This is a genomic window from Microbulbifer salipaludis (assembly GCF_017303155.1).
GTDB lineage: Bacteria > Pseudomonadota > Gammaproteobacteria > Pseudomonadales > Cellvibrionaceae > Microbulbifer > Microbulbifer salipaludis.
Window position 1 is genome coordinate 1,264,607 of the sequence record NZ_JAEKJR010000001.1, and the last position, 21,636, is coordinate 1,286,242.

At 58.7% G+C, this 21,636-nt stretch carries 19 protein-coding genes; 5 read left to right on the forward strand and 14 right to left on the reverse strand.

Annotated elements, in window-relative coordinates; all coding sequences use genetic code 11:
• Positions 1-49: 49 nt before the first annotated feature.
• The 5 genes from JF535_RS05315 to JF535_RS05335 all read right to left on the reverse strand — a co-directional run bounded on the left by JF535_RS05315 (position 50) and on the right by JF535_RS05335 (position 3,762).
• A complete protein-coding gene (locus JF535_RS05315) occupies positions 50-616 on the reverse strand; it encodes a YceI family protein (protein ID WP_206999876.1) in 567 nt (188 codons plus the stop codon).
• Positions 617-696: 80 nt separating this feature from the next.
• Entirely contained in the window at positions 697-1,251 is a 555-nt protein-coding gene (locus tag JF535_RS05320; protein WP_206999879.1) for a cytochrome b/b6 domain-containing protein, read from the reverse strand.
• 178 nt (positions 1,252-1,429) lie between these two features.
• Positions 1,430-2,086, reverse strand: a complete 657-nt coding sequence (locus JF535_RS05325) for a hypothetical protein (protein ID WP_242523598.1) — start codon at positions 2,084-2,086, stop codon at positions 1,430-1,432.
• A gap of 128 nt (positions 2,087-2,214) precedes the next feature.
• Positions 2,215-3,168 (reverse strand): magnesium/cobalt transporter CorA, encoded by a 954-nt coding sequence (gene corA, locus JF535_RS05330; RefSeq protein WP_206999882.1) that lies wholly within the window; start codon positions 3,166-3,168, stop codon positions 2,215-2,217.
• A 156-nt stretch (positions 3,169-3,324) separates the two neighbouring features.
• The gene (locus JF535_RS05335) at positions 3,325-3,762 is read right to left on the reverse strand and encodes a host attachment protein (RefSeq protein ID WP_206999884.1); all 438 of its coding nucleotides are present in this window, start codon (positions 3,760-3,762) and stop codon (positions 3,325-3,327) included.
• A gap of 260 nt (positions 3,763-4,022) precedes the next feature.
• On the opposite strand from JF535_RS05335, the gene JF535_RS05340 reads away from it, so the two are divergent.
• The gene (locus JF535_RS05340; protein ID WP_206999886.1) at positions 4,023-4,718 is read left to right on the forward strand and encodes a hypothetical protein; all 696 of its coding nucleotides are present in this window, start codon (positions 4,023-4,025) and stop codon (positions 4,716-4,718) included.
• Between the two features lie 51 nt (positions 4,719-4,769).
• Here JF535_RS05340 and JF535_RS05345 read toward each other — a convergent pair whose 3' ends face one another.
• On the reverse strand, positions 4,770-5,150 hold the full coding sequence (locus tag JF535_RS05345) for a hypothetical protein (RefSeq protein ID WP_206999888.1): 381 nt from the start codon (positions 5,148-5,150) through the stop codon (positions 4,770-4,772).
• Between the two features lie 252 nt (positions 5,151-5,402).
• Between JF535_RS05345 and JF535_RS05350 the strand changes: the two genes are divergently transcribed.
• Both JF535_RS05350 and fghA read left to right on the forward strand, forming a co-directional pair.
• Positions 5,403-6,530 carry an S-(hydroxymethyl)glutathione dehydrogenase/class III alcohol dehydrogenase gene (locus JF535_RS05350; protein WP_206999890.1) on the forward strand — a complete coding sequence of 376 codons (1,128 nt, stop codon included), beginning with the start codon at positions 5,403-5,405 and terminating at the stop codon, positions 6,528-6,530.
• Positions 6,531-6,539: 9 nt separating this feature from the next.
• The gene (gene fghA / locus JF535_RS05355) at positions 6,540-7,385 is read left to right on the forward strand and encodes an S-formylglutathione hydrolase (protein ID WP_206999892.1); all 846 of its coding nucleotides are present in this window, start codon (positions 6,540-6,542) and stop codon (positions 7,383-7,385) included.
• 51 nt (positions 7,386-7,436) lie between these two features.
• Here the strand turns inward: fghA and JF535_RS05360 are convergent, their stop codons facing one another.
• Positions 7,437-8,048: a hypothetical protein gene (locus JF535_RS05360; RefSeq protein ID WP_206999894.1), complete on the reverse strand. Its 612-nt coding sequence runs from the start codon at positions 8,046-8,048 to the stop codon at positions 7,437-7,439.
• Between the two features lie 55 nt (positions 8,049-8,103).
• On the reverse strand, positions 8,104-8,757 hold the full coding sequence (locus JF535_RS05365; RefSeq protein WP_206999895.1) for a DsbA family oxidoreductase: 654 nt from the start codon (positions 8,755-8,757) through the stop codon (positions 8,104-8,106).
• Positions 8,758-9,157: 400 nt separating this feature from the next.
• On the opposite strand from JF535_RS05365, the gene JF535_RS05370 reads away from it, so the two are divergent.
• Entirely contained in the window at positions 9,158-11,380 is a 2,223-nt protein-coding gene (locus JF535_RS05370; protein ID WP_206999897.1) for a S9 family peptidase, read from the forward strand.
• Positions 11,381-11,511: 131 nt separating this feature from the next.
• Here the strand turns inward: JF535_RS05370 and JF535_RS05375 are convergent, their stop codons facing one another.
• From JF535_RS05375 to JF535_RS05385, 3 genes are read right to left on the reverse strand one after another with little or no spacing between them, the layout of a single operon-like run.
• Entirely contained in the window at positions 11,512-12,399 is an 888-nt protein-coding gene (locus JF535_RS05375; protein ID WP_206999899.1) for a DUF1853 family protein, read from the reverse strand.
• 52 nt (positions 12,400-12,451) lie between these two features.
• Entirely contained in the window at positions 12,452-14,803 is a 2,352-nt protein-coding gene (locus tag JF535_RS05380) for an autotransporter family protein (RefSeq protein ID WP_206999901.1), read from the reverse strand.
• Positions 14,793-15,542 carry an OmpW/AlkL family protein gene (locus JF535_RS05385; protein WP_206999903.1) on the reverse strand — a complete coding sequence of 250 codons (750 nt, stop codon included), beginning with the start codon at positions 15,540-15,542 and terminating at the stop codon, positions 14,793-14,795. Before JF535_RS05385 ends, JF535_RS05380 begins: the two co-directional genes overlap by 11 nt.
• A gap of 365 nt (positions 15,543-15,907) precedes the next feature.
• Between JF535_RS05385 and JF535_RS05390 the strand changes: the two genes are divergently transcribed.
• Complete coding sequence (locus JF535_RS05390; protein ID WP_206999905.1) at positions 15,908-16,627, forward strand: tRNA-uridine aminocarboxypropyltransferase; 720 nt, start codon at positions 15,908-15,910, stop codon at positions 16,625-16,627.
• Between the two features lie 78 nt (positions 16,628-16,705).
• Here the strand turns inward: JF535_RS05390 and JF535_RS05395 are convergent, their stop codons facing one another.
• From JF535_RS05395 to JF535_RS05405, 3 genes are all read right to left on the reverse strand, one after another.
• A complete protein-coding gene (locus JF535_RS05395; protein WP_206999907.1) occupies positions 16,706-19,324 on the reverse strand; it encodes a TonB-dependent receptor in 2,619 nt (872 codons plus the stop codon).
• 289 nt (positions 19,325-19,613) lie between these two features.
• On the reverse strand, positions 19,614-20,381 hold the full coding sequence (locus tag JF535_RS05400; protein ID WP_206999909.1) for a hypothetical protein: 768 nt from the start codon (positions 20,379-20,381) through the stop codon (positions 19,614-19,616).
• Positions 20,382-20,445: 64 nt separating this feature from the next.
• Positions 20,446-21,606 carry a C45 family autoproteolytic acyltransferase/hydrolase gene (locus JF535_RS05405; protein ID WP_340674129.1) on the reverse strand — a complete coding sequence of 387 codons (1,161 nt, stop codon included), beginning with the start codon at positions 21,604-21,606 and terminating at the stop codon, positions 20,446-20,448.
• Positions 21,607-21,636 lie beyond the last annotated feature (30 nt).

A 21,636-nucleotide genomic window follows, 5' to 3' on the forward strand; every position in this document is an offset into this window, starting at 1 on the left:
GGTTTTTTTTCATCCTGTGAGTCCATCCTGCGAGACGGCAATCAAATGCTTACTGGCGGATGCCTTCCACGTCCAGGATCATTTCCACGGTCTGGGACGCTGGGCCCAGGTCGTAGTCGATGCCGAAGTCTTTCAGTTTGAATTCGGTCTTGCCGGTGAAGCCCTGACGGTAGCCGCCCCAGGGGTCCTTGCCGCCGCCGATCTCTTCAACGTCGATGGTGATCGGCTTGGTTACACCGTGCAGGGTCAGGTCGCCTTTCAGCAGCGCCTTGCCGTCGCCGTTGGGTTCAAAGCTGGTGCTCTTGAAGGTGGCGGTGGGGAATTTGGCTACGTTCAGGAAATCTTCGCCGCGCAGGTGCTTGTCGCGCTCCGCGTGGTTGCTGTTCAGGCTGGTGGTGTCCACGGTCACCTGAATGGAAGAGGCTTCCGGCTTGGCTTCATCGTATACAAAGCTGCCGTCGAACTTGTCGAAACGGCCATACAGCCAGCTGTAACCCAGGTGCTTGATGCGGAACTGGACAAATGCATGGGCGCCCTTGGTGTCGATCTTGTATTCAGCCGCCTGTGCGGTGGCGCCAATCAGCGTGGTAAACAGCAGAACTGCGAGTTTCTTCATGGGTGAGCTTCCTGTTGGTTGTTGTTCAAGTGGTTGTTGTTCAAATAGCTGTTGTTTGAATCATTGTGCGCCGCAAATCGCTAGCGGCGCGGCGCCAGGCCGAGCATTTTGCGCAGCGTATTGTCCTTGTTCACGAAGTGGTGCTTGAACGCCGCCAGGCTGTGCACCAGCACCAGCCCCATCAGCGTCCACGCCAGCCACTCGTGGATGGTGCCGGCAATATCTTCCTGGTTTTCCAGCCCCTGCAGGGTTGCGGGCACGCTGAACCAGTTGAATACCTCGATAGCGCGGCCATCGGCGGTGCTGATCAGGTAGCCGGAGATGGCAATTGCCAGTAGCAGGCCATAGAGCACAGCGTGGGCGGCACTGGCGGCGCGTTGCTGCCAGCGCGGTGCGGGCTCGGGTGCCGGGGTCGTGTTGAGCCAGCGCCATAACAGGCGCGCAACCAGCAACAGGGCGAGCAGTATGCCCACCGACTTGTGGATGTCCGGGCCCTGCCGATACCAGGGGTCGTAATACGAGAGCCCCACCATCCACCAGCCCAGCGCGAACATGCCAATAATGGCGGGGGCCATCAGCCAGTGGAACAGTACGGCTACCCAGCCGTATTGGATGTTGCTATTGCGGGCCTGCACGACCGACTCCGTCCGTAAATTCAGATTCTCTGCATTATAAAAATTTTACGGCGGGCGAATAGCGCAAAAAGCTGGCGTTATTTTTCGAAAAAATCGCACGGGGCTGTCTTTGAAAGACCGCTCAGGGCTGTTGTGAGGCCGGCAGCGGGACCGGCCGGCGTTGCGGGCGGTTGCGAGATCAGTGCTGCAGGGCGTGCTGCCGCTCCGCGGCGTTCAGTACCTTGCCAAGGAGATTCGGGTCCAGCTTGGTGCGGTCGCTGAGCTGGTGGGTGAGCCAGTCGAGGTCGTGAGGGGATTCCGCACCGGCTTCGTTGCTGTCACCGTTTTCCATGGCGATCTGCTCCAGTTGCCAGATGACATCCAGCAGCAGATGAGGTGCCAGGGCCGGTTCGTCATCCGAGGAAAACAGGTGGTTTTCCAGGCGCTCCAGGTCCTGGCGCTTCACCACCAGCTCCGCGTAGTTGGGATACCAGAGGCCACTGAAGGGTTCGGGACGGCGGCTGAAGTCGAAAGTGATGCGCAGGCGGTTGCCGTTGCCATCCTGCAGGGTTGGCGTGTCGTTTTCTTCCGCCGGCAGGGCGGGGCGCTGACGCAATATACCCACAATGGCGCGCCAATCGCTGCTCTGCTCGGGGCACAGGCGCAGGGGCTCGCTGAGCTCGGTTTTGGGTTTGCCGGGGCGATCGATGTAGGCGAGTTGCTGGCCGGGGCGATACCAGTAGAGGTCCAGGGTGTGGTCTTCAGCAAGGCGGGCGAGGTCGTCGCTGGTGAGCGGGTCTTCGGAGAGGGCACTCAGGTGATCCACCGCCTGCTGGACACTGAGCCAGCGCCGCATGTGAAAGGGTTTACCCGTGGATTTTTCCGACCCGTTACCGCCCGCCGCTGCCATGGTTACCCTGCTTCCCTGAAGTGCGTTTTAACCCTTAAAGATTAGCAGGTGGCGGGAGATTGTGGGGGCGTCGGTTACAGCCAGCCTTTGCGCTTGAAGTAGAAGTAGGGCGCCATCCCTGCCATCAACATCAGCCCCAGTGCCCAGGGGTAGCCCAGTAGCCACTCCAGCTCCGGCATGTGTTCAAAGTTCATGCCGTAGATGCTGGCCACCATGGTTGGGGGCAGGAAGACCACGGCGGCAATGGAGAAGATCTTGATGATCTTGTTCTGTTCGATGCTGATAAAGCCCTGGGTGGAGTCCATCAGGAAGTTGATTTTTTCGAACAGGAAGGTGGTGTGGGACATCAGGGTGTCGATGTCGCGCAGAATGCCCCAGCAGCTCTCGCGCAGCTCCGGGTCGTCTTTCAGGTGGCGTTGCAGGAAGGCGATGGAGCGCTGGGTGTCCATCAGGCACAGGCGGATCTTGCCGTTGGAGTCCTCCAGCTTGGCCAGGTGGTCGATGGCTTCTTCCAGGTCGGCGTCTTCGTCTTCCAGCACCAGGTGGCTGACTTCACCGAGGGTCAGATAGTTGTCTTCCAGTGCATCGGCCAGGTTTTCCACCTTCTGCTCGAACAGCAGAATCAGCAGCTCTTGGGCATTGTGTGCTTCCACCTGATTGCGGCGGGCGCGCATGCGCAGCAGGCGGAAGTCGGCCAGCTCGGTGTCGCGCACGGTGATCAGGCGTTGCGGCTGGAGGATGAAGGCGGCGGTCGCGGTGTCGTGGCGGCCTTCGCTTTGCGTCAGGTACAGGGAATGCACGTGGATACCGGCGGCATCCACAAAGTAGCGGGCGGATGACTCCAGCTCTTCTACATCTTCGGATTCCGGCAGTTCGGTGCGCAGCAGCTGTTCCAGCAGGTCGCGTTCGTTTTCCTCCGGATCCTGCAGGTCGATCCAGGCCGCGTCGGACAGGGGTTGGCTCTGGTAGTCACTGCCGGCGTAGGTTTCTTTAATCTTGCCCCGTTGGATCTGGAACAGTCTCAGCATGCCCGCTTCCTTGGTTGTCTGGTTTATCCCCAGGCCTGGTGCCTGTAGATGATCTGCGCGGAATGGTGTCAGGCTGTCGTCCACAAATCAATCGCCGCCATGGGTCTGGCGGCGATCAGTGGGGGCGTTGTGGTCAAAGCGACCGGCTGAAACTGACTATAGCCACATCGGCAGTTGTGCGCGGATCTGCTCGGTGTCGCAGGTGGTCAGGTTCTTGCGCGACTCCCCGGCAATAGTGGCGAGGCAGGGAGAGCTCATGGAAAGACGCAGGCTGCCCGCCATCGACGGTTCGGCAACAATATAGAGACGGTCAAAGCGCCCTTCCTGGCGGCCCTTCTCCAGGGTGTGTGCAATATCGCGCGCGAATTTCTGAGCGCCCTGCTTGCGCAGACTGGTGGGCTCGGCCATGGCGTGGCGGCCCTGCCCTTGGCTGTCGAACGCGCGTCCGGGGGCGTCACTGAGTAGTTCTTGCGCTTTCATGCGCCCTTCCGGATAAACAAGAGATTCTATTTCGTTGAGAGTACCCGCACGTTTTTCCGCTTCAAATACGCGGGCATGAGTATGATTGGCTACCAGCACCCAGGCTTTTGACATGGTCGTTTACCTCTGTTTATTGCTGAGTCTTCCAATATGGTAGGGCGGGGTTTGCCGGGATCCTATGGTTCGGCCAATAAAACTCCGCGCGTTCCCCACTGGGCCTGAATCGGCAACCGATGCCCTTAACCGGTACAAATTTCGGGTCGGTGGCGGTATTCTGGCCCGCAGGTTGCAAGGAATTGGCCGACAGATGGTTATTCCGCAGACGCAGAGTTAGCTGCGGGTTAGTCAGCCTGAAATCCCAGGGAGCGAAGACCATGTTTTACAGAACGACCGTATTTTCCAGCCTTTCCTATAGCGCCCTGTGCGCGCTGCTCGCGAGCATGCCACTGGTTGCGGATGCCAACAGTGACGATAGCTGGCTGGGCGTTGGCAGTGAGGACCCGCTTATCCGCCTGGCGGTAGCGCCGGTAGAGATTGAGATTGAGGCCCCCACGCCCTTGACCGGCAACAACCTGGAATTGCTACTGGCCCTGTCCGGCGGTGGCGGTCTCGGCGAAATTCGCGAGAAGGCCGCGCGCGAATTCAGCCTGTATCTGGATCAGCAGGTTCAGCGGCGGTTTGGCGATTTCTTTGAAGACGAGCGAGTACACCTGGTGGACAACCGGGCGCCGCTTACGCTGCACACCAACTTTGATATCGCCATTCGTCAGCAAATCGTCGATATCCGTAGCACCCGGGATTACGATCTGGAAAAGGGCACCATGACCGCTTACGGTAAGTTCCGCTACCGTGTACAGGGCGCCGCGGCGTTACGCGAAGGAGAGGTGGACATCGCCGACTTTAAATTGCGCGCCCGTTACTCCACCCGCGCACCGAAAGACGGCGGCGTGGTGGAAGATACAACCCGTCAAGCCACCGAGCGCCTGCTGGAGGAGATTGCCGAGGAAGTACTGGACCGCATCGAGGATGAGCTGGAGGCGGATGCCCTGCTGGCACTGGCCCGCAGGTAACGCGCGCGTCCGGGTCGTGGCCAGCCGATCACTCGGGTAACTTAGTACCGGTTAACCGAGCACTGGCAGGCCGCGATACATCTTGCGCGGCAGTGCCGGCGTGCCACGACCATCGTGCAACGCCAGCTCGTCGCCATAAATCATTTCATAAATATCTTTCTTGCTCTTTTCCTGCAGGACCTTCTGGCCCCGGTACAGGCGCTCGGGCGGTTCGTTGCCGGTGAGGAAAGCGCTGCCTTTCAGCGCCTCCAGCTGTCTGATCAGACCAAGAGTCTGTGCATCCTTGCTGCGGTGCTTCAATTCCGCCAGCTGCGCTTCAAAATCAAAATCGGAAAAACGCAGGTTAATGCCGAACTCTGCCTGAATACGTTTGCGCAGCTTGCGCAGGGTATTGAGCGCCTGGGAGGTCATTAGCCATTGGTGGTCGGTCATAGTGTTGCTGCCTCGTCCTATTCATCATTTTTAATTCTTCCTGTTAAACAGAGAGCAAAGAGCGGGCCAACTTGTCAGAAGTGCTGTGACCTTGTTCACGAAGCCTGCGGGCCTCGGCGCAGTATTGTTCGGCGAGAATGGCGCACCAGTTGCCCGTACGACACGTTTCGCCGGGGTGCCGGTGACCGGTGATCTGTTAAGCTGTGGCACAGGTCCGGCACTGGCCGGCCAAGAAAGAAAAGAGGATCGGATATGTCTGCAGAGGCCATCAAATGTAAGGCGGCGGTTGCCTGGAAAGCGGGCGCGCCGCTGTCGATTGAAGAGGTCGAGGTAGCGCCGCCAAAGGCGGGGGAAGTGCGCATCAAACTTATGGCGACGGGGGTCTGTCATACGGACGCGTTTACCCTGTCCGGTGACGACCCAGAAGGCGTGTTCCCGGCCATTCTTGGCCATGAAGGCGGCGGTGTCGTGGAGTCTGTGGGGGAGGGGGTCACCAGTGTGGCAGTTGGGGATCATGTGATCCCGCTGTATACCCCCGAGTGCGGCGAGTGCAAATTCTGCACTTCCGGAAAAACCAACCTGTGCCAGAAAATTCGTGCCACCCAGGGGCAGGGCCTGATGCCCGATGGCACCACGCGTTTTTCCATCAATGGCGAGCCGATCTATCACTACATGGGGACTTCCACCTTTTCTGAGTACACCGTGCTGCCGGAAATCTCTGTGGCCAAGGTGAACAAGAGTGCGCCGCTGGAAGAAATTTGCCTGCTGGGCTGTGGTGTCACCACCGGCATGGGTGCCGTGGCCAATACCGCCAAGGTGGAAGAAGGCGCGACGGTTGCGGTGTTTGGCCTCGGCGGTATTGGTCTTGCCACCATTATCGGCGCACGCCTGGCAAAGGCTGCGCGGATCATTGCCATCGATATCAACGAAGGCAAATTTGAACTGGCGAAAAAACTGGGCGCCACCGACTGTATCAACCCGAAGAATTACACAAAGCCCATCCAGGAAGTGATCGTGGAAATGACGGATGGCGGTGTGGATTACTCCTTCGAATGCATCGGCAATGTGAACGTCATGCGCTCGGCGCTGGAGTGTTGCCACAAGGGCTGGGGTGAATCGGTGATTATTGGTGTGGCCGGCGCAGGCCAGGAAATCTCCACGCGCCCGTTTCAGCTGGTCACCGGGCGGGTATGGCGCGGCACCGCGTTTGGCGGCGTGAAGGGCCGCTCGCAGCTGCCGGAGTATGTGGAGCGCTATCTCGCCGGGGAATTCCAGCTGGACGACTTCATTACGCACACCATGCCGCTGGAAAACATCAATGAAGCCTTCGACCTGATGCACGAGGGTAAAAGCATTCGCAGCGTGATTCACTACCAGTAAGGGGCGTCGATGATGCTAGAGCTTGTCAGTAAAACCCAGAGTTTTGATGGAAGTCAGTGCCAGTACCGCCATCGTTCCGATGTGCTGGATTGCGAGATGCGCTTTTCCGTATTCCTGCCATCACAGGCGGAAGGGGAGCAGCGTTTCCCGGTGCTCTACTGGTTGTCTGGCCTCACCTGTACCGACGAAAACTTCTCCCAGAAGGCGGGCGCCCAGCGCATGGCCGCGGAGCTGGGTATTGTGCTGGTGATTCCCGATACCAGCCCCCGCGGTGAGGAGGTGGCCGATGACGAAGGTTATGACCTGGGGCAGGGTGCAGGGTTTTATGTGAATGCCACCCAGGCACCGTGGAAACCTCATTACCAGATGTACGATTACCTGGTGGAGGAATTGCCGGCGCTGGTGGAAGCAAATTTTCCGGTGAGCGATCGCCGTGCCATCAGCGGCCATTCCATGGGCGGGCATGGTGCGCTGACCATTGCCCTCAAAAACCCCGGCCGCTACACCTCGGTTTCTGCGTTCAGCCCGATCTGTAACCCCATGGCTTGCCCGTGGGGAGAAAAGGCGTTGGCATCGTATCTGGGGGAAGATAAAACCCTGTGGGAGGAGTATGACGCGACGGTATTACTCAGTCGCGCCAGCGAGCGCTTGCCGATGTTGATTTCCCAGGGGGAGGAGGATGCGTTTCTCGAAGAACAGTTGAAGCCCAACGCCCTGCAGGCGGCTGCCCGCGCAGCGGGCTACCCGCTGAAGCTGGAGTTTCATGCGGGCTACGACCACAGCTACTACTTCATTGCCACTTTTATCGAGCAGCACCTGCGCTTTCATGCGGACTATCTGTTGCACGTCGACTGATCGCCGGCGCTGACCGTGATGGTGGTTGCGCTACTGGCCGACCGCTGAGGCTCAATAGCCCCAGGGGGTCGGCGGTGTGGCCACCGGCTTGGTGAGATCAAAGCGCACACGGAATTCCCGTCCGTTGGGGCGGGTCAGCTCGTAGATGAAATACTGCTGGGGGTGAATTTCCATCGCCCAGGTATTGTTCAGCGAGGCATTCAGCCCCTCGTGCTTGAAGGTGTCGATGGACGCCTGATCCACAGGAAACGCCTGGCGGTTTTCGGTGCCCGGCTCTGCGGTATCCCCGCCGTACATGGTCACCGCATCTTCACTGCCATCTTCGTGGCGGTGGTCGTGCTTCAGGCGCAATCCGTCGGCGGTGCGGGTCAGAATCCAGGTGCGGGAGTGGTCCTCACCCACGTGAAACGGAATGCGAATTTCCTCGGTGGGCTTGTCACAGCCGCGCACGTGCATCACCAGGGTCTTGCCCTCGAAAGCATCGGGCTCATCCGTTTTCGGCTCGTTCGCGGTGATCTCGCCGGCGAACGCCTGGCCACAGTAGGCCGCGATGTTCTTCAGGAATTGGTCGGCGGGCTGCTGTGGGGCTTGCGTGGTGTCGCAGCCACCCAGTGCCAGGGCACCGAGAAAAACGAGATAACACTTTCCGGGCCGAATATTCATGGATACTGTCCGCCGATTGTGGATTTTTTGTGAATTGGGTGGTGTGCGGGCAGCTTCAGGAGGCTGACGTGGCCAGCTGCTGAAGTTGAGCCTCAAACACACTCACCTCTTGGGCCCCGCTGATGGCGTGCTCATGATTGAACATAAACAGGGGCACCCCGCGGATGCCCTGCAACATAAGTTGCTCTTCCCGCGCCAGGGTTTGCCGGGTGATCGCGGTATCGTGCAGTGCCTGTGACGCCGCTTCCCGGTCAAGGCCAACCGCTTCCACCGCTTCCAGCAGCACGCTCTCGTGATTCAGGTTTTTGCCGTGGGTAAAGTAATCCTCGAACAGGCGCAGCTGCAGGTCCGTCTGCTGGCCAGTGGGCTCGGCCCAGTGCAGTAGCCGGTGCGCCTGGTTGGTATTGTAGATGCGCATATCATCCGAGAAGTTGAACGCGAACCCCAGCTCCCGCCCGATTTCCTCAAGCCGCGCGCGATTCTCCGCGCTTTCCTGGTCCGAGATGTTGTATTTGCCGGTAATGTGCTCGCGCAGGTTTTCACCGGCTTCCGGCATTTGTGGGTTCAGCTCGAAGGGGTGCCAGACGATATTGGGATCAAACTGGCCGGCAAAACGATCCAGCGCCTGCTGCAGGCGTTTGAAGCCGATAACGCACCAGGGGCAGACGACATCGGAGACGATATCGATTCTAAGGTAGTGCTTTGTCATAGCGACCTGCCCTCGCTTCGCGCTGCGTTATTGAACACCCCACATAATGACCGACCATTCTTGGCGTGTAAATACTTGCAGGCGTGTGAGATCGGTCACTGCTCTGTACGGCGTAGTCGCCTCCCGACGTGGATGAATGCTCACATGCGTGACTTGATGGTTGCGGTGTGTCTCAAGCAGTGTAAGCGAAACTGCGCGGTTTGCCGGGGGTGGCGCGGGTTCCCAAGGGATTCTGTGCGCCGGTAGCCAGATTAATCCGAGGCGTCTTGCTCTGGCGGGGAATACCGCTCGAATAACTGCACCGACGGTAGAGGGGCCGCGTAAAATGGCGTTGCGCGCTACAAATTCCGCTGGATTTATGTCATTTTCGGGGCACACGTAGTTCAGTAGTCAAAGTTTTATGAAACGTTTTGCCCTGTCTCTTTTCGTTGCCGGTTTTGCAGGATTTTGCTCTGCCGAGCAGCTCACCATCGATCGAATCTTCTCCGACCCGGCGTTGAGCGGCACCAGCCCTCGCGCGCTGCAGTATTCCCCGGATGGCAGTCGAGTCACTTTTCTCAAAGGACGCGAGGAAGATTACAACCGCTATGACCTGTGGGAATACCGCCTGAGTGACGGCGAAACCCGCATGCTGGTGGATTCCGACAAGCTTCACCGCGGTGAGGAACAGCTTTCCGATGAAGAGAAGGCCCGCCGCGAGCGCCAGCGTATTTTCGGCAGCGGTATCATGGAGTACAGCTGGTCGAAAGATGGCAAGTCCCTGCTGTTTCCCCTGGCGGGCGATGTGTTCTATTACGCGCTGGAGGATGGCCAGTCCAAACGCCTGACGGAAACCGAAGCGTTTGAAACCGATGTGCGGGTGTCCCCGAAAGGAAACTTTGTTTCCTTTATCCGCGACCAGAATATTTTTGTGGTGGACCTGGACAGCGGCAAGGAGCGCCAGCTTACTGTCGATGGCAAGGGGCCAATCAAAAACGGCATGGCGGAATTCGTGGCCCAGGAAGAAATGGACCGCATGACAGGCTACTGGTGGTCGCCAGACGAGCAGCGCATCGCCTATCTGCAGGTGGATGAAAGCCCGGTGGACGAGGTCACCCGCAGCGAGATCTATGCGGACCGTATCGAAATGATCAAGCAGCGCTACCCCGCCGCCGGTCGGCCCAATGTGAAAATCAAGTTGGGAGTACTGGAACTCGCCAGTGGCAAGACCCAGTGGCTCGACCTGGGCAACAACGAAGACATCTACATTCCCCGGGTGCAATGGGCGCGGGACAACCTGCTGTCCTATCAATGGCAGAACCGCAGTCAGAACCGGTTGGAACTGCGGTTTGTGGATATCCCCAGTGGCAACACCCGCAATGCACTGGTGGAAACCAGTGATACCTGGGTGAACCTGTTCCACGATCTGCGCTTCCTGAAAAATAGCGACCGCTTTCTCTGGGCGTCGGAAAAAGACGGTTTCAAACATCTCTACCTGTACGACTTCCGCGGCAAGCAACTGGCGCAGTTGACCGCTGGCGACTGGGCGATTGACGAGCTGGAAGCGCTGGATGAAGACAATGGCAAGGTGTATTTCTCCGGGCGCAAAGACACGCCGCTGGAGCGTCACCTGTATGTGACAGACCTGAACGGCAGCGGCAAGATTGAGAAAATCTCCAGCCGCGCGGGTATGCACAGCATCGAATTCGCTGGCGATGCCTCCGGTTATATCGATACCTACTCCAATCCGACGACGCCGGCGCAGGTCAGCCTGCATGGCATTGATGGCAAGCGCGTCACCTGGCTGCAGGAAAACAAGGTGGAAGAGGGCCATCCGCTGTATCCGTACATGAGTGACTGGATCGAGCCGGAGTTTGGCCAGATTGAAGTAAAAGGCGGCAAGGCACCGGAAGGCCACACGCTCTATTACCGGATGTACAAGCCGGCAGGCTTTGATCCAAAGCAGACCTACCCGACCATGGTCTTCCTGTATGGAGGCCCCCACGCGCAGCTGGTCACCAATAGCTGGGACAGACCCTTCAACCAGTTTATGGCCCAGCAGGGATATGTGGTGTTCACCCTCGATAACCGCGGCTCCGCCAATCGCGGCAAAAAATTCGAAGACCCCATCTTCAAGAAAATGGGCAGCGTAGAAGTGGACGATCAGGTGACCGGGGTGAAATTCCTGCGCACCTTGCCGTTTATTGATCCCGAGCGTATCGGTGTGTACGGGCACAGCTACGGCGGTTACATGGCGCTGATGGCGATGTTCAAGGCGGGCGACTATTTCAAGGCCGGCATTTCCGGTGCGCCGGTGACCGACTGGGGCCTGTACGACACTCATTACACCGAGCGCTACATGGGCAACCCCAACCAGGTACCGGAAGCCTACGAGGCGGCTTCCGTATTCCCCTATGCGAAGGACTTGAAAGGCCCGCTGCTGATTTATCACGGCATGGCGGACGACAATGTGCTGTTCACCAATACCACCAAGCTGATTAAACAGCTGCAGGACAACGGCCAGCAGTTCGAGCTGATGACCTACCCAGGCAAGAAGCATAGCCTGCGCGGCAAGGAAACCCGCAAGCACTGGTATCAAATGATGAAAGACTTTTTTGATCGCACGCTAAAGGCGTCTGACTGATCGATCGGGCGAGTGCAACGCAAAAGGGGCTTCCAGTGGAAGCCCCTTTTTTTGTAGGCTCTCTCCGCAACGGCCGTCCTCTCCACACCCGCCAGAGCCATGCCCGACTACCGGGCCATGTCGGAACCGCTTTAGCGGCGAGATCGGGCAGCAGCGCGCTCGGCCCAGTCGGCGGGTACGATAAATCCACGGCTCCGTTCGCCACGGTGGTCGTATCGGGCTACGCACAGCGGGCCGCGCGCCAGCATCGCCTCCGCCAGAGGTTCACCCTCTATCGGCGGTGTTACAACGGACTCCGACAGTGGTGCCAGCCAGCAGGGCTTCGGCAGCCGATACCACCCGTTGTCCCCTGACGGGTGGGCGGACAGCGGATGTTCGCGAAAGGTCGCCACATCTGCCCACCAGTAATGATCGGGCGCAGACCAGTCATCGCTGGCGGTATCCAGCGGGCGGAACAGTCGCCCGGGCATCAGCGCCCATTGCCGGTCGAGGGTGATACCTGCATCGCGCAACCTGCTGGTGGCGGTACTGTCTCGGGCAACCGGAAGCTGATGTGTGCGCATACGCTGGAGCTTGATGTCGAGCCGGTCTTTCAGGCCCGGCCCAACCCAGTAGTCGCCCACCTGCAGATAAAACTTCAGTGCAATTTCCCAGTGCTCGACCGAATGATCCGGCGTATGGCGCACCACAAAATCCAGCTCACCGAGGGTTCTTGCCTCATCGCGGATAGGAAAGTTATGCGCCAGTAACTGGTAGTCCGGGTGATGGGCAAAGGCGAAAGCCCACAGGTGCTCGAAGTAAATACCGAGCCTGTGGTTGTTTAGCTGCTGAAGGTGGGAGAGTAATCGGGATTCCAGCTCCGCCCGGACGCCAGTTTGCGAGAAAAACCGGGCGAGCGCCGAGCGCCGGGATTCCGGCAGCCAGGGTAGCGCGGTGTCAGGCGCGATGTCGGGCGCTGCCAGTGCCCACAGGAAGTTGCGCCAGTGGTCCGGGCTGGCGGTGACGAATTCGATGCTCATTGCGCGAGTATAGGGAATAGGGGCCTCGCGCGAAATGCGGGCGCGCCAGCTGCTACCACTTCATGCGGAAGCCAAAGGTCAGTTGAATGCTGTCGCTATCACCAAAGTTCTCCAGACTGCTGGCATAGTCCACCTCCCCGAAAACGGAACAGCGGTCACCGCACTGGTCGTAGGTAAAGCCGATGCCCAGCTGCCCCCACCATTCATCCCGCGCCTGATACAGGGACGTGCCGGACACCTGCACCTCGGTCTGGTCGTCAAAGTAGTAGTAGGTATTGGCAATGGCGTAGAGGCCGATCCGCTCCAGCAGCAGGTTGCCGTACATGTTGCGGTTGACTCGCTGGCTGACCCGCTGCTCGAATGCCACGCCGAAACGGGCAAAGCCACCCTCGTTATTGGTGTCGATCAGGCGCGCACCGTAGGGGTCGAAATTGTCATCGATGTCTTCTGCGGTGTAGGCCACTTGTAGTTGCGGCGTGAGGGAATAAAAGTCACACAGTTTGAAGCTGTGCCCGCCTTCGACGGAAAAGTTGAATCCAATGGCATCGTTGCCGGTACCCAGGTACCAGAGCTCGCGGGAGTACAGGTCGGAGTCAAACCAGTTGAATTGCAGTTGCACGTCGGCGTAACTGCCCTGGCTGCCGTACCAGGTGGCAGTGCCGCCGATTCCCCAGTTGTAGGTGTCGATGTCACCCTGGCCAAAGTAGCTGTCGAGCTCCGTACTGCCGTAGCCATACTGGGCAAAAACACCGAGCATCAGGCGGCCGCGATAGACGGCAGGGTCGAAGGAAAAATCGGAACCGATCTGTACCTGTCCGAAATCCTGCTGCCAGCGGGCACTGGCCGTGGACTGCTCCGGCGCATTGTCGTTGTACACGGAATTCATGCGTATCCACAGGCCACCGCCATCAATGGTGCGCTCCACCGCATCGCCATAGCAGCAGATGCCGCGGTCGCGATAACTGGTGCCGGCCCAGAAACGATTCCCCACCCGCTTGCGCAGGGTGGTGGGGGCGTTCATCCGGCGGATGGCTTGCGCGTACGTCTCGTAGAGCACCGCGCCCGGTTGCCAGCGTGGAACAAGCTCGCCGCTGCTGGAGAAAGGATCGCTAATGGTGGAGCGCAGAAACCAGGTGTCCTGTTCGCCGCCGTCGATGCCACCCCGGTACAGGGCATAACCGTAGGCGCCACCCACAACCGCCGTGCGGCCGTCGTAGCCGATGTAATCGGGATCGAGAAGGAACCCATCGCGCGGGTTACGTCCCTGCACGCGGATGATGGGAATACCGTTTCCCGCGGAAACGGCACCATCGCCCCCCAGGTTAAATATGCGCACAAAGGTACGCCCGCTCACATCCCCGGCTACCGTCAGCAAATCGCTGGGCGCATTGTCGTCGGCCAGTAATGTGTCCATCCACAGGCGCCCGTCGCGCCCTGTGTAGTTTCCGAAACGGCCATCCGGATGGGGAACAATATGCAGCTGGTTAAACTCGCCATTTTGCAGCCACAGGGTGCCCGCGTTGTGGACGTCCCCGGCGATGGAAAAGTCGGTTTGCACCGGTTCCAGGATGCCGCCAAAGCGAATGTCCAGCCCCAGGGCCTGACGCCCGCTGGTGCCACCGCCGACGGCCAGGTTGTTGAACAGACGCAGTTTGGAGCTGCCGTTGATGATGAACCTTTCCCAGTTCCGCAGCTTATCGCCGTCCAGCAGGTGATCCAGTTTGAAGCGGATGGTATCGATGTAACCGTCGTCCGCGGTAAGGTCGTCTCCGCCATCCAGGATGGCGTCACCATCATAGGCGCGCGCGTCGATCTCCAGGTAATCAGACCCGTCGCCGCCGATGAAATGAAAGATGATGCCTTCGTCAAAATACAGGGTGTCGTCGCCACTCCCCATGTTCAGGGTGTGAAATACAAACCCGCCATCGAGCAGCATGTAGTCGTCGCCGTCGCCGGCGTTAAGATCGAAAATGAGCCCGTCGTACAGTTCAATGCGATCGTCGCCGGCGCCAGTATCCAGACCACCACTGAAGAAGTTGCCGACTTCCGAATCCCGCACATCCATGATTACGGTGTCGTTGCCATCGCCGGTGAGCAGGTTGGTTTCGATCAGCGCGCCGTTGATGTTGATGCGGTCATCGCCGGTGCCTGCGTCCACGGTGCCGATGGTGCCGCCGTTCAGGTCGAGCGTGTCGTTGCCGCCAAAGGTACTGACGTCCGCGCCGGCGGCATCGTTGTCTTCGTCACACAGAATCTGGTCGGGGCCGGCGGTGCCGGTATTGGCGGGGGTACAGTCGGCGAGGGTGGCCACCGGCAGCAGGCACAAGCCGGCTGCGCACAGCATGCGGCAAAGAATCTGGCAAAGAACCCGGCGCCCGGTGTGGGCGCGGCGTTCAGAATTCATAGGTGATGCCCAGGTTGAGCGTCCAGGGGTTGGTCTCGAATTCCGAGTAGAGTCGTTCGTAGCCGGGCGCCGTGGGGTAGGTGACTTCCGCATCGGGATTCGAGTCGGTGTAAATTACCGCTGCATTGATCAGCCAGGATCGTGCGATGCCGCGCCCCAGACGCCAGTCGATGCCCAGCTGCGCGCTGCCGCCCCAGGAGTGCCCCATGCCAAACCGCCCGGGACCGGTCGCCATACCGCTGTTGATGAGATAGCGCTGGAAATCGGGGTTGAGTTCGTCGTCGTAGTAATCGGAGTAATTGACCCCGATACCGAGGTACGGCTGCCCGAGGCAGATCAGGTCATTCATATACCAGTTGACGAACAGGTTCGCGGAAGACGCGCTGTAGCGCCCGAAGTAGATGTTGTCCTGGCCCGGGGTTGCGCGAAAATTCTGCAGGGTCAGGGAGTGGTCTGAGTCGCCGATGTACAACAACTCAACTCCCAGGTAAGGCAGCGGCCGCCATACACCGGACACATTCCAGGTGGTGTCGTCCTCGACCTCCCAGTGGGTCCGGTACAACTCCCAGTCCTGCAATAAGTAGTACTTGAGCGATGTGTTGTTGTCGTCGGGATAGACGAGGCTCGCCCCAAGGCGCAGGTAAAAGCGGGTGAGGTCCACATCCGAAATCGGGATCTGTGCCTTGGCAAACATCGGCAACACCATTGCCAGGCAGGCCGCCAGCCTGAGTGTCTTCATGGTTAACTCCGTTTAACACCGATCGACCGCTGCGATACTGCTTATCGTTAAAACTTCGCGCGATGTGTCAAAAGCCTTGGAATGACGCGGCAATTATTGAAATTGGCATTGCCGGGATAAATCTGAAACACCTGTAAAAGTAGCATGGGCTCGGGAATTTGCCGGCCGCAGTGCGCACCTTGAGCGGGTGACAGGTCACTTCTCGAATACCGTGGAAAATTGTTCGCGTTGCCTGTATGTCGTGGAAATTTTTTCCCTTACACGGCGGCAAGGTGGCGCTGGAGAGCGCCCTGTTTCCAGCGTAAAATCGCGCTCCTTGTGTCCGGCGCCCAATGCCGCGCATACATCAATTCTTGAGCGATGGTATGTACTCAACCGCTTTTACCCGCTTGCGAGATCGGGAACTCGCAAAGTCCACCAAGCCATTCCTGGCCAAAGGCAAGAGCGTCAAGCGCTGTGCCCAGTGCCAGATGGCAGAATATGCCTGTATGTGCCCCTGGCGGCCGGTGGCTGAGAGCCGGGTGGACTTTGTATTGCTGTTGCACCGCAAGGAATTATTCAAGCCCACCAATACCGGCCGCCTGATTGTGGATGTGTTTCCCGAGACCCGGGCGTTTCTATGGAACCGGCTGGAAGCGCCGGAAGGGCTCAAGGCGATACTGGAAGATCCGGAGCGCGACTGTTTTATCGTGTTCCCCGCCGACGGCACCGAAAACTGTGCCCGGCATGTGGTGCGCGATCTGCCGCAGACGCAGAAGCGAACCACACTGATCCTGCTCGACGGCACCTGGAAGCAGTGCAGCCGCATGATCGGCCTGAGTCGCTGGCTGGATAAGGTGCCTTGCCTGAGCCTGCCAGAGACACTGGTGCGCTCTTATTCGGTGCGGGACTCCGGTAGAAGCCATCGCTTTTCCACTGCAGAAGCGGCGATCAGTTGTCTGCTGTTAGCGGACGAGGCGGAGCCCGCGGATACGTTGCGGCATTACTTTTCCGTGTTTAACCAGCACTATCTCGCCACCCGCGGCTGCTATCTTCCCGAGCCCGGTGAAAGCCACGAGGCGCTGGCCTCGCGCTTGCCGGAATAAAACAGCCGCAATAAAACATCCCAATAAAAAAAGGGGGGGAGGGCCGAAGCCCTCCCCCCTTTTTTCTGTGCCCGCCGGTTAGAAGTTGTAGGTCACTTTGCCGTAGATGAAACGACCGCGAGGGTCGTGCTGGCTGGATACGTAACCGTACAAGTCCGAATCACCATCGCCGATGGCGAACGGCGGCTCCTCATCCAGTGCGTTGTCTGCACCGAGGCTCAATACCATGTTTTCAAAACCGGTATAGCGCGCCTGCAGATTCACCGTCATGAAGGAATCCACAATCCGGGACTTGTTGGTGTCGTAATCCAGGGTGCCGTCAAAATCAATATCCGGCGTATCTTCAAACTCGCCGATATAATTCAGCCCCAGGGTGACCGCGAAGGTATCCCGCGACCAGTCGGCAGACGCCGCCCAGCGGTGTTCCGGGTATTCGTACTCGCCCGCCAGATCCCGGTTGAGGAAGTCATCACCGGTGGCGTTCAGTTCCACCCGCTCAAACTCCGTCAGATAGGAGTAATCCAGCCGCAGGCCCAGGTCACCACCGGCCAACGCGAATCCGGAATACACCATGCTCAGGTCAATGCCGGAAACGGTCTGCTCACCGATATTGATAAAGCCACTGTTGATGGACTGCAGCGAGCCGAGGGATTCACCGGGCAGGGCCGCGGAGCGGACGCACACGGTGCTGTTCTGGTCGTTACAGAACTGGCTGTAGAGATAGCCAAACGGCACCTCGTCAATTTTGCCTTCCTGGGTGATTTGCCAGAGATCCAGCGACATCTGCATATTGTCGACTGGTTTGAGCACCGCACCGAGGTTCACCGATTCCGACTCTTCCGCGTCCAGATCCGGGTTGCCGGAAAACACGATGTTGTAGTCGGTGCTGGCACAGTAAGCGTCGTTAATGGCACAGCCGTAGGAGTCGATAAAGAACAGTGACTCCTGGGATGGGCCGAGGCCGATTTGCGCCAGCGACGGAGCCCGGAACCCGGTACCCCAGGAGGCGCGCAGAGAGAGCTGCTCGTTCGCGGTCCACAACAGGTTGGCCATCGGGTTAGTGGTGCTGCCGAAATCGCTGTAATCGTCAAAGCGGCCCGCCAGCGTCAGGTCCAGGTTGGCGGGAAGCGGAATCGCAAACTCGACAAACGCGGAATTGATATCGCGGCTGGCGGCGGCGGATACCGACTCGGTGCCGAAAATCAGGCCGCGCTGGAACTGATCATCGGGGATGTCGGATGCGCGTTCCTCGCGGCGCTCGATACCTGCGGCCATGGCAATGGCACCATTGGCGGTGTCGAACAGCTCACCGCTGAGGGTAAAGTCCATGCCGCGCAGCTCGGACTTGCCCTGCCGCACCAGGCTGGTGGTGAACGCATCAATGACCGACTGCGGGTTCTGTACGCCGCCGAACGGATTGTAGCGGCCCGCATCGATTTCCTGTTGCAGTAGATCGGTGCGCACCCAACCCTGTGTGCGGTCACCGCTCTGGGTGGACTCGCTGCGTGAGCGTTGTACCGAGGCTTCCCAGTCCCAGTCGGCGATGGTGCCGCGCAGGCCGAACACGCCGCGCAGGTTGTCGGTTTCAATATCCCACTGCCGTGCACCGGCATCCACCGTGCGGTAGCGGCCAACACCGATGGAGGTGGCGCCCACAAATGGATTATTCGGGTGGTTGATCGGTGCGGTGAGCCCGGCGTCTTCGTCCAGTGGCGTCGGGGCGCCCTGGGCGATGGAGGTGTTGTGCTGTACCGCCAGTTCGGTAAAGAACTCGACGCTGTCGGTGAGCTGGGCATTACCCAGCAGCAGCACGCCGGTGCGCTCTGCCTCCGGTGTCAGCAGCGTCCAGGGGCCGTAATCGTACACGCAGGTCTGGCCGAACGCATTGCCAGCGGGGCAGTTGGGATCGATGGTGGTTTCGCCGTCGACAATGAAACGGCCGGGATAACCGCGGGAAGAGCGGAAGTCCATGCCGCCCCGTGGCGATTGATTGGCAGTATCGAGTCCAGGGCGCTCGACACTCGCCAGGGTTGTGTTACTGCGGTGGTCAAAAATAACAGTCAGGTTGGAATCCTCACCATTGACACCCCACACCGCAGATACCGACTGCTCGTCGTAGCCATCGGCACCGCCAAAGTCCGCCGACACTTCCGCGCCTTCAAAGTCTTTGCGCAAAACCAGATTCACCACCCCGGCCACTGCATCGGAGCCGTAAATGGCGGAGGCGCCATCTTTTAGCACTTCCACCCGTTCCACGGCGGCAATCGGAATGCTGTTGATATCCACAAAGTTGGTGGTAATGCTTTCCGCGAAGGCGCTGATCGCCACACGCTTGCCATTCACCAGCACCAGCGTGGCATCGGCGCCCATGCCGCGCAGGCTGACCGCCGCGGCACCGTTGGCGGTGGAGTCCTGGTTGTTGCCGCGGGTGGAAAAGGTGCCATTCCCCGCAGCGGGGTTCTTCTCGAACATCTGCTGCAGATTGGTGTAGCCGGATTTTTCGATCGCCTCGCGGTCCATTACCTGAATTGGTGTCGCCGTTTCGAATTCCGCATTGCGTTGAATGCGGGAGCCCACCACGGCAATTTCTTCCATGGCTTTTTCTTCCTCGGCAAACAGTACCTGAGGGGCAGTTGCCGCGGTGATGGATAAAATGGCGCTGGATAAAATGCTTTGGCGTAATAAAGGTCTTTTCATAAGAATTGCTCGTCCGTTAGCCGTCATTATTGTTGTGTGACCGAAGCGGTAGGACCGTTCAGTTACGCGCACGACGTTATCAATCGCGGAATGGCGAGGCAATTAATATGAGATGAGCGGTTGTCCTGCAGGGATTTATTGAATGGTGTTATCCAATTCGGTGTGATGAATTTTTCGTTTGCGATAGAAATCTAATATTCAACATCGTGTGCGTTTTACATTTGTGCGCATCACCACTTCACAATTGGTACGGTTGTTTTGTTTTCTTGTGTGTCGAACATGGTGCCTGTCAGAAAGAAAATTTTACGCCAGCAAAGAATCCACTCAGATCCAGGTCGTCAAAATAGGGCGAGCGGTCAAAGTTCCACTTCAGGTAGCGATAGCCGCCGACGATATCGTAGCGATAGCAGCGGTAGCTGACTGCCGCCAATGCCTGCCAGGTTGAATCACTATCGCCGCCGCCCACATCGGCGTAGTAGGTGAGATACCAGCGGTCATCGAGATCGGTTTTGCCGCGCAGGCCAATAATGCCATCCCATACGCTGCCGGATCGTGAAATTCGAAAACGACCGAACCGATCGACGCGTCCAGTGACATCCACGTCGAGATCTAAATAGCGCGCGCCGAGTGTCAGGTTGAGTCGCGTCCTGTCGGACTGATAGAAGCGATAGGCGCCGCCCAGTGTGGAAACAAAACCCTCAAGATCAATGTCGGCACCCACACGGAAGAGGTCACCGCGAAAACGAACGGTCTGTCGGATATCGTCGGATACATTCAGGTAGATCATGTCGGCAAACACTGTCCACTCGTTGCGACTTGCGGCCAGGGTGCCCATGAAGCCCATTTCCAGGTCTTTGACCAGCTCATCAAAACCGATATCAATGTTGTCGCCACTTCGGCTCTCACCGCCGACACTGGCGCCCCAGAGGTAGACTTCGGCTCCCAGCAACCAGCGGTCCGGCAGGCTCCCGCCGAAGGTCTCCGGGCGACCGGAACTCTGTGCCTGCGCAACACAAAAGGGAAAGCTCAGCAGCAATAAAATAAGGACGCGTCTCACGGGTAATCTCCCTGTGGTTCTGTCACCGTTGCCGGAAGGTTGTTTTTTCAGCTGGCGGCTCGGATCATTTCCAGAGTGCGGCCAGATCAATGTGCGTCCAGTCGGTGACATAATCGGGGACCGGGACCTTGAGCCACACCTGGCGGCGTTTTACATCGGTGACGATCTGGTGATTGGTCAGGTCGGCATCCTGTTTGGTGGGCTTGGTCGCGCCTCCATTTTGGGCAAACGAACCATCCTCATTGAACAGCCGGAGATCCATGAGTTGCCGGGTCACTGCGGCATCGACCTTGCCATCGTGTTCCGCGAGACGCGCGTTCATGTTGGCGTGGCGGCGCAGAGAATTACTGATGGTTTCCCGTGGCCCCAGTCCCCAGTCGGGCACCAGAAAGGTGTTTACAACAGCAATGGAGTCACCGTCTGGCGTGCGCAGACGATTGCCGGCGAGTGATGAGCACTCCATGGAAGCACCGCCGTGTTCATCGGCGATCGACAGGATCATTGAGGTGCTATGGCAGATGCCGTTCAAACGGGAGATCAGGGCAGACAGTGATGCGGTTTCACTCAAAATGTCGTTCAGTACATTGAGTATCGATGGGCGGTCCAGGTAAACCAGTGAACCGCCCATGCTGGTGCCATCATGAATATCCAGATAGACACCGTGCTCATTCAACACGCTGAATGGGCAATACATACCGGGCCAGCCCAGGGCTGCGAGCTTGTAGGCGCCATCGGTGGGCCTGCGCACGGTCAGCACCTGCGCAAACTGGTTAAATGCTTCCCCCCAATCCATGTTGCGGCCGATAAACGTACCCCCATCAAGGGAATGGCTGCCCCAAGAGAGGATTGAAGTGCAGCCAGCAAAGGAGTGCAGCTTGGACTGGAAGATGCCGTACTCCATGATCTGGTCGAGCATGCAAACCTTCGTTAGTGGCCAGCCGGTGCCTTCGGCAACGCCGTCATACCAGTGCCGGTTTCTCGTCGAGCAACTGTGGTAGGCGCGGTCGCTCCATGTTTGCATTTCGTCCTGGGTAAGCCCGCCTTGCTTGCGGGCGGGTTCCACCACAACATCGAACGCCTGCTGCATGTGGTCGACCATCAGGGCACCATATTGTTTGCCCATTTCCCTTGCTGATCCTGTGAGGACGGGAATAAGGAACCCATTTGACTCGTAGAGCTTTCCACCCTCAAACGTGTTAAGCAGCGTCATTTTGTTGTCTGGCATGGTACGTGGTTCTCCCTGGTACTCTCTTTA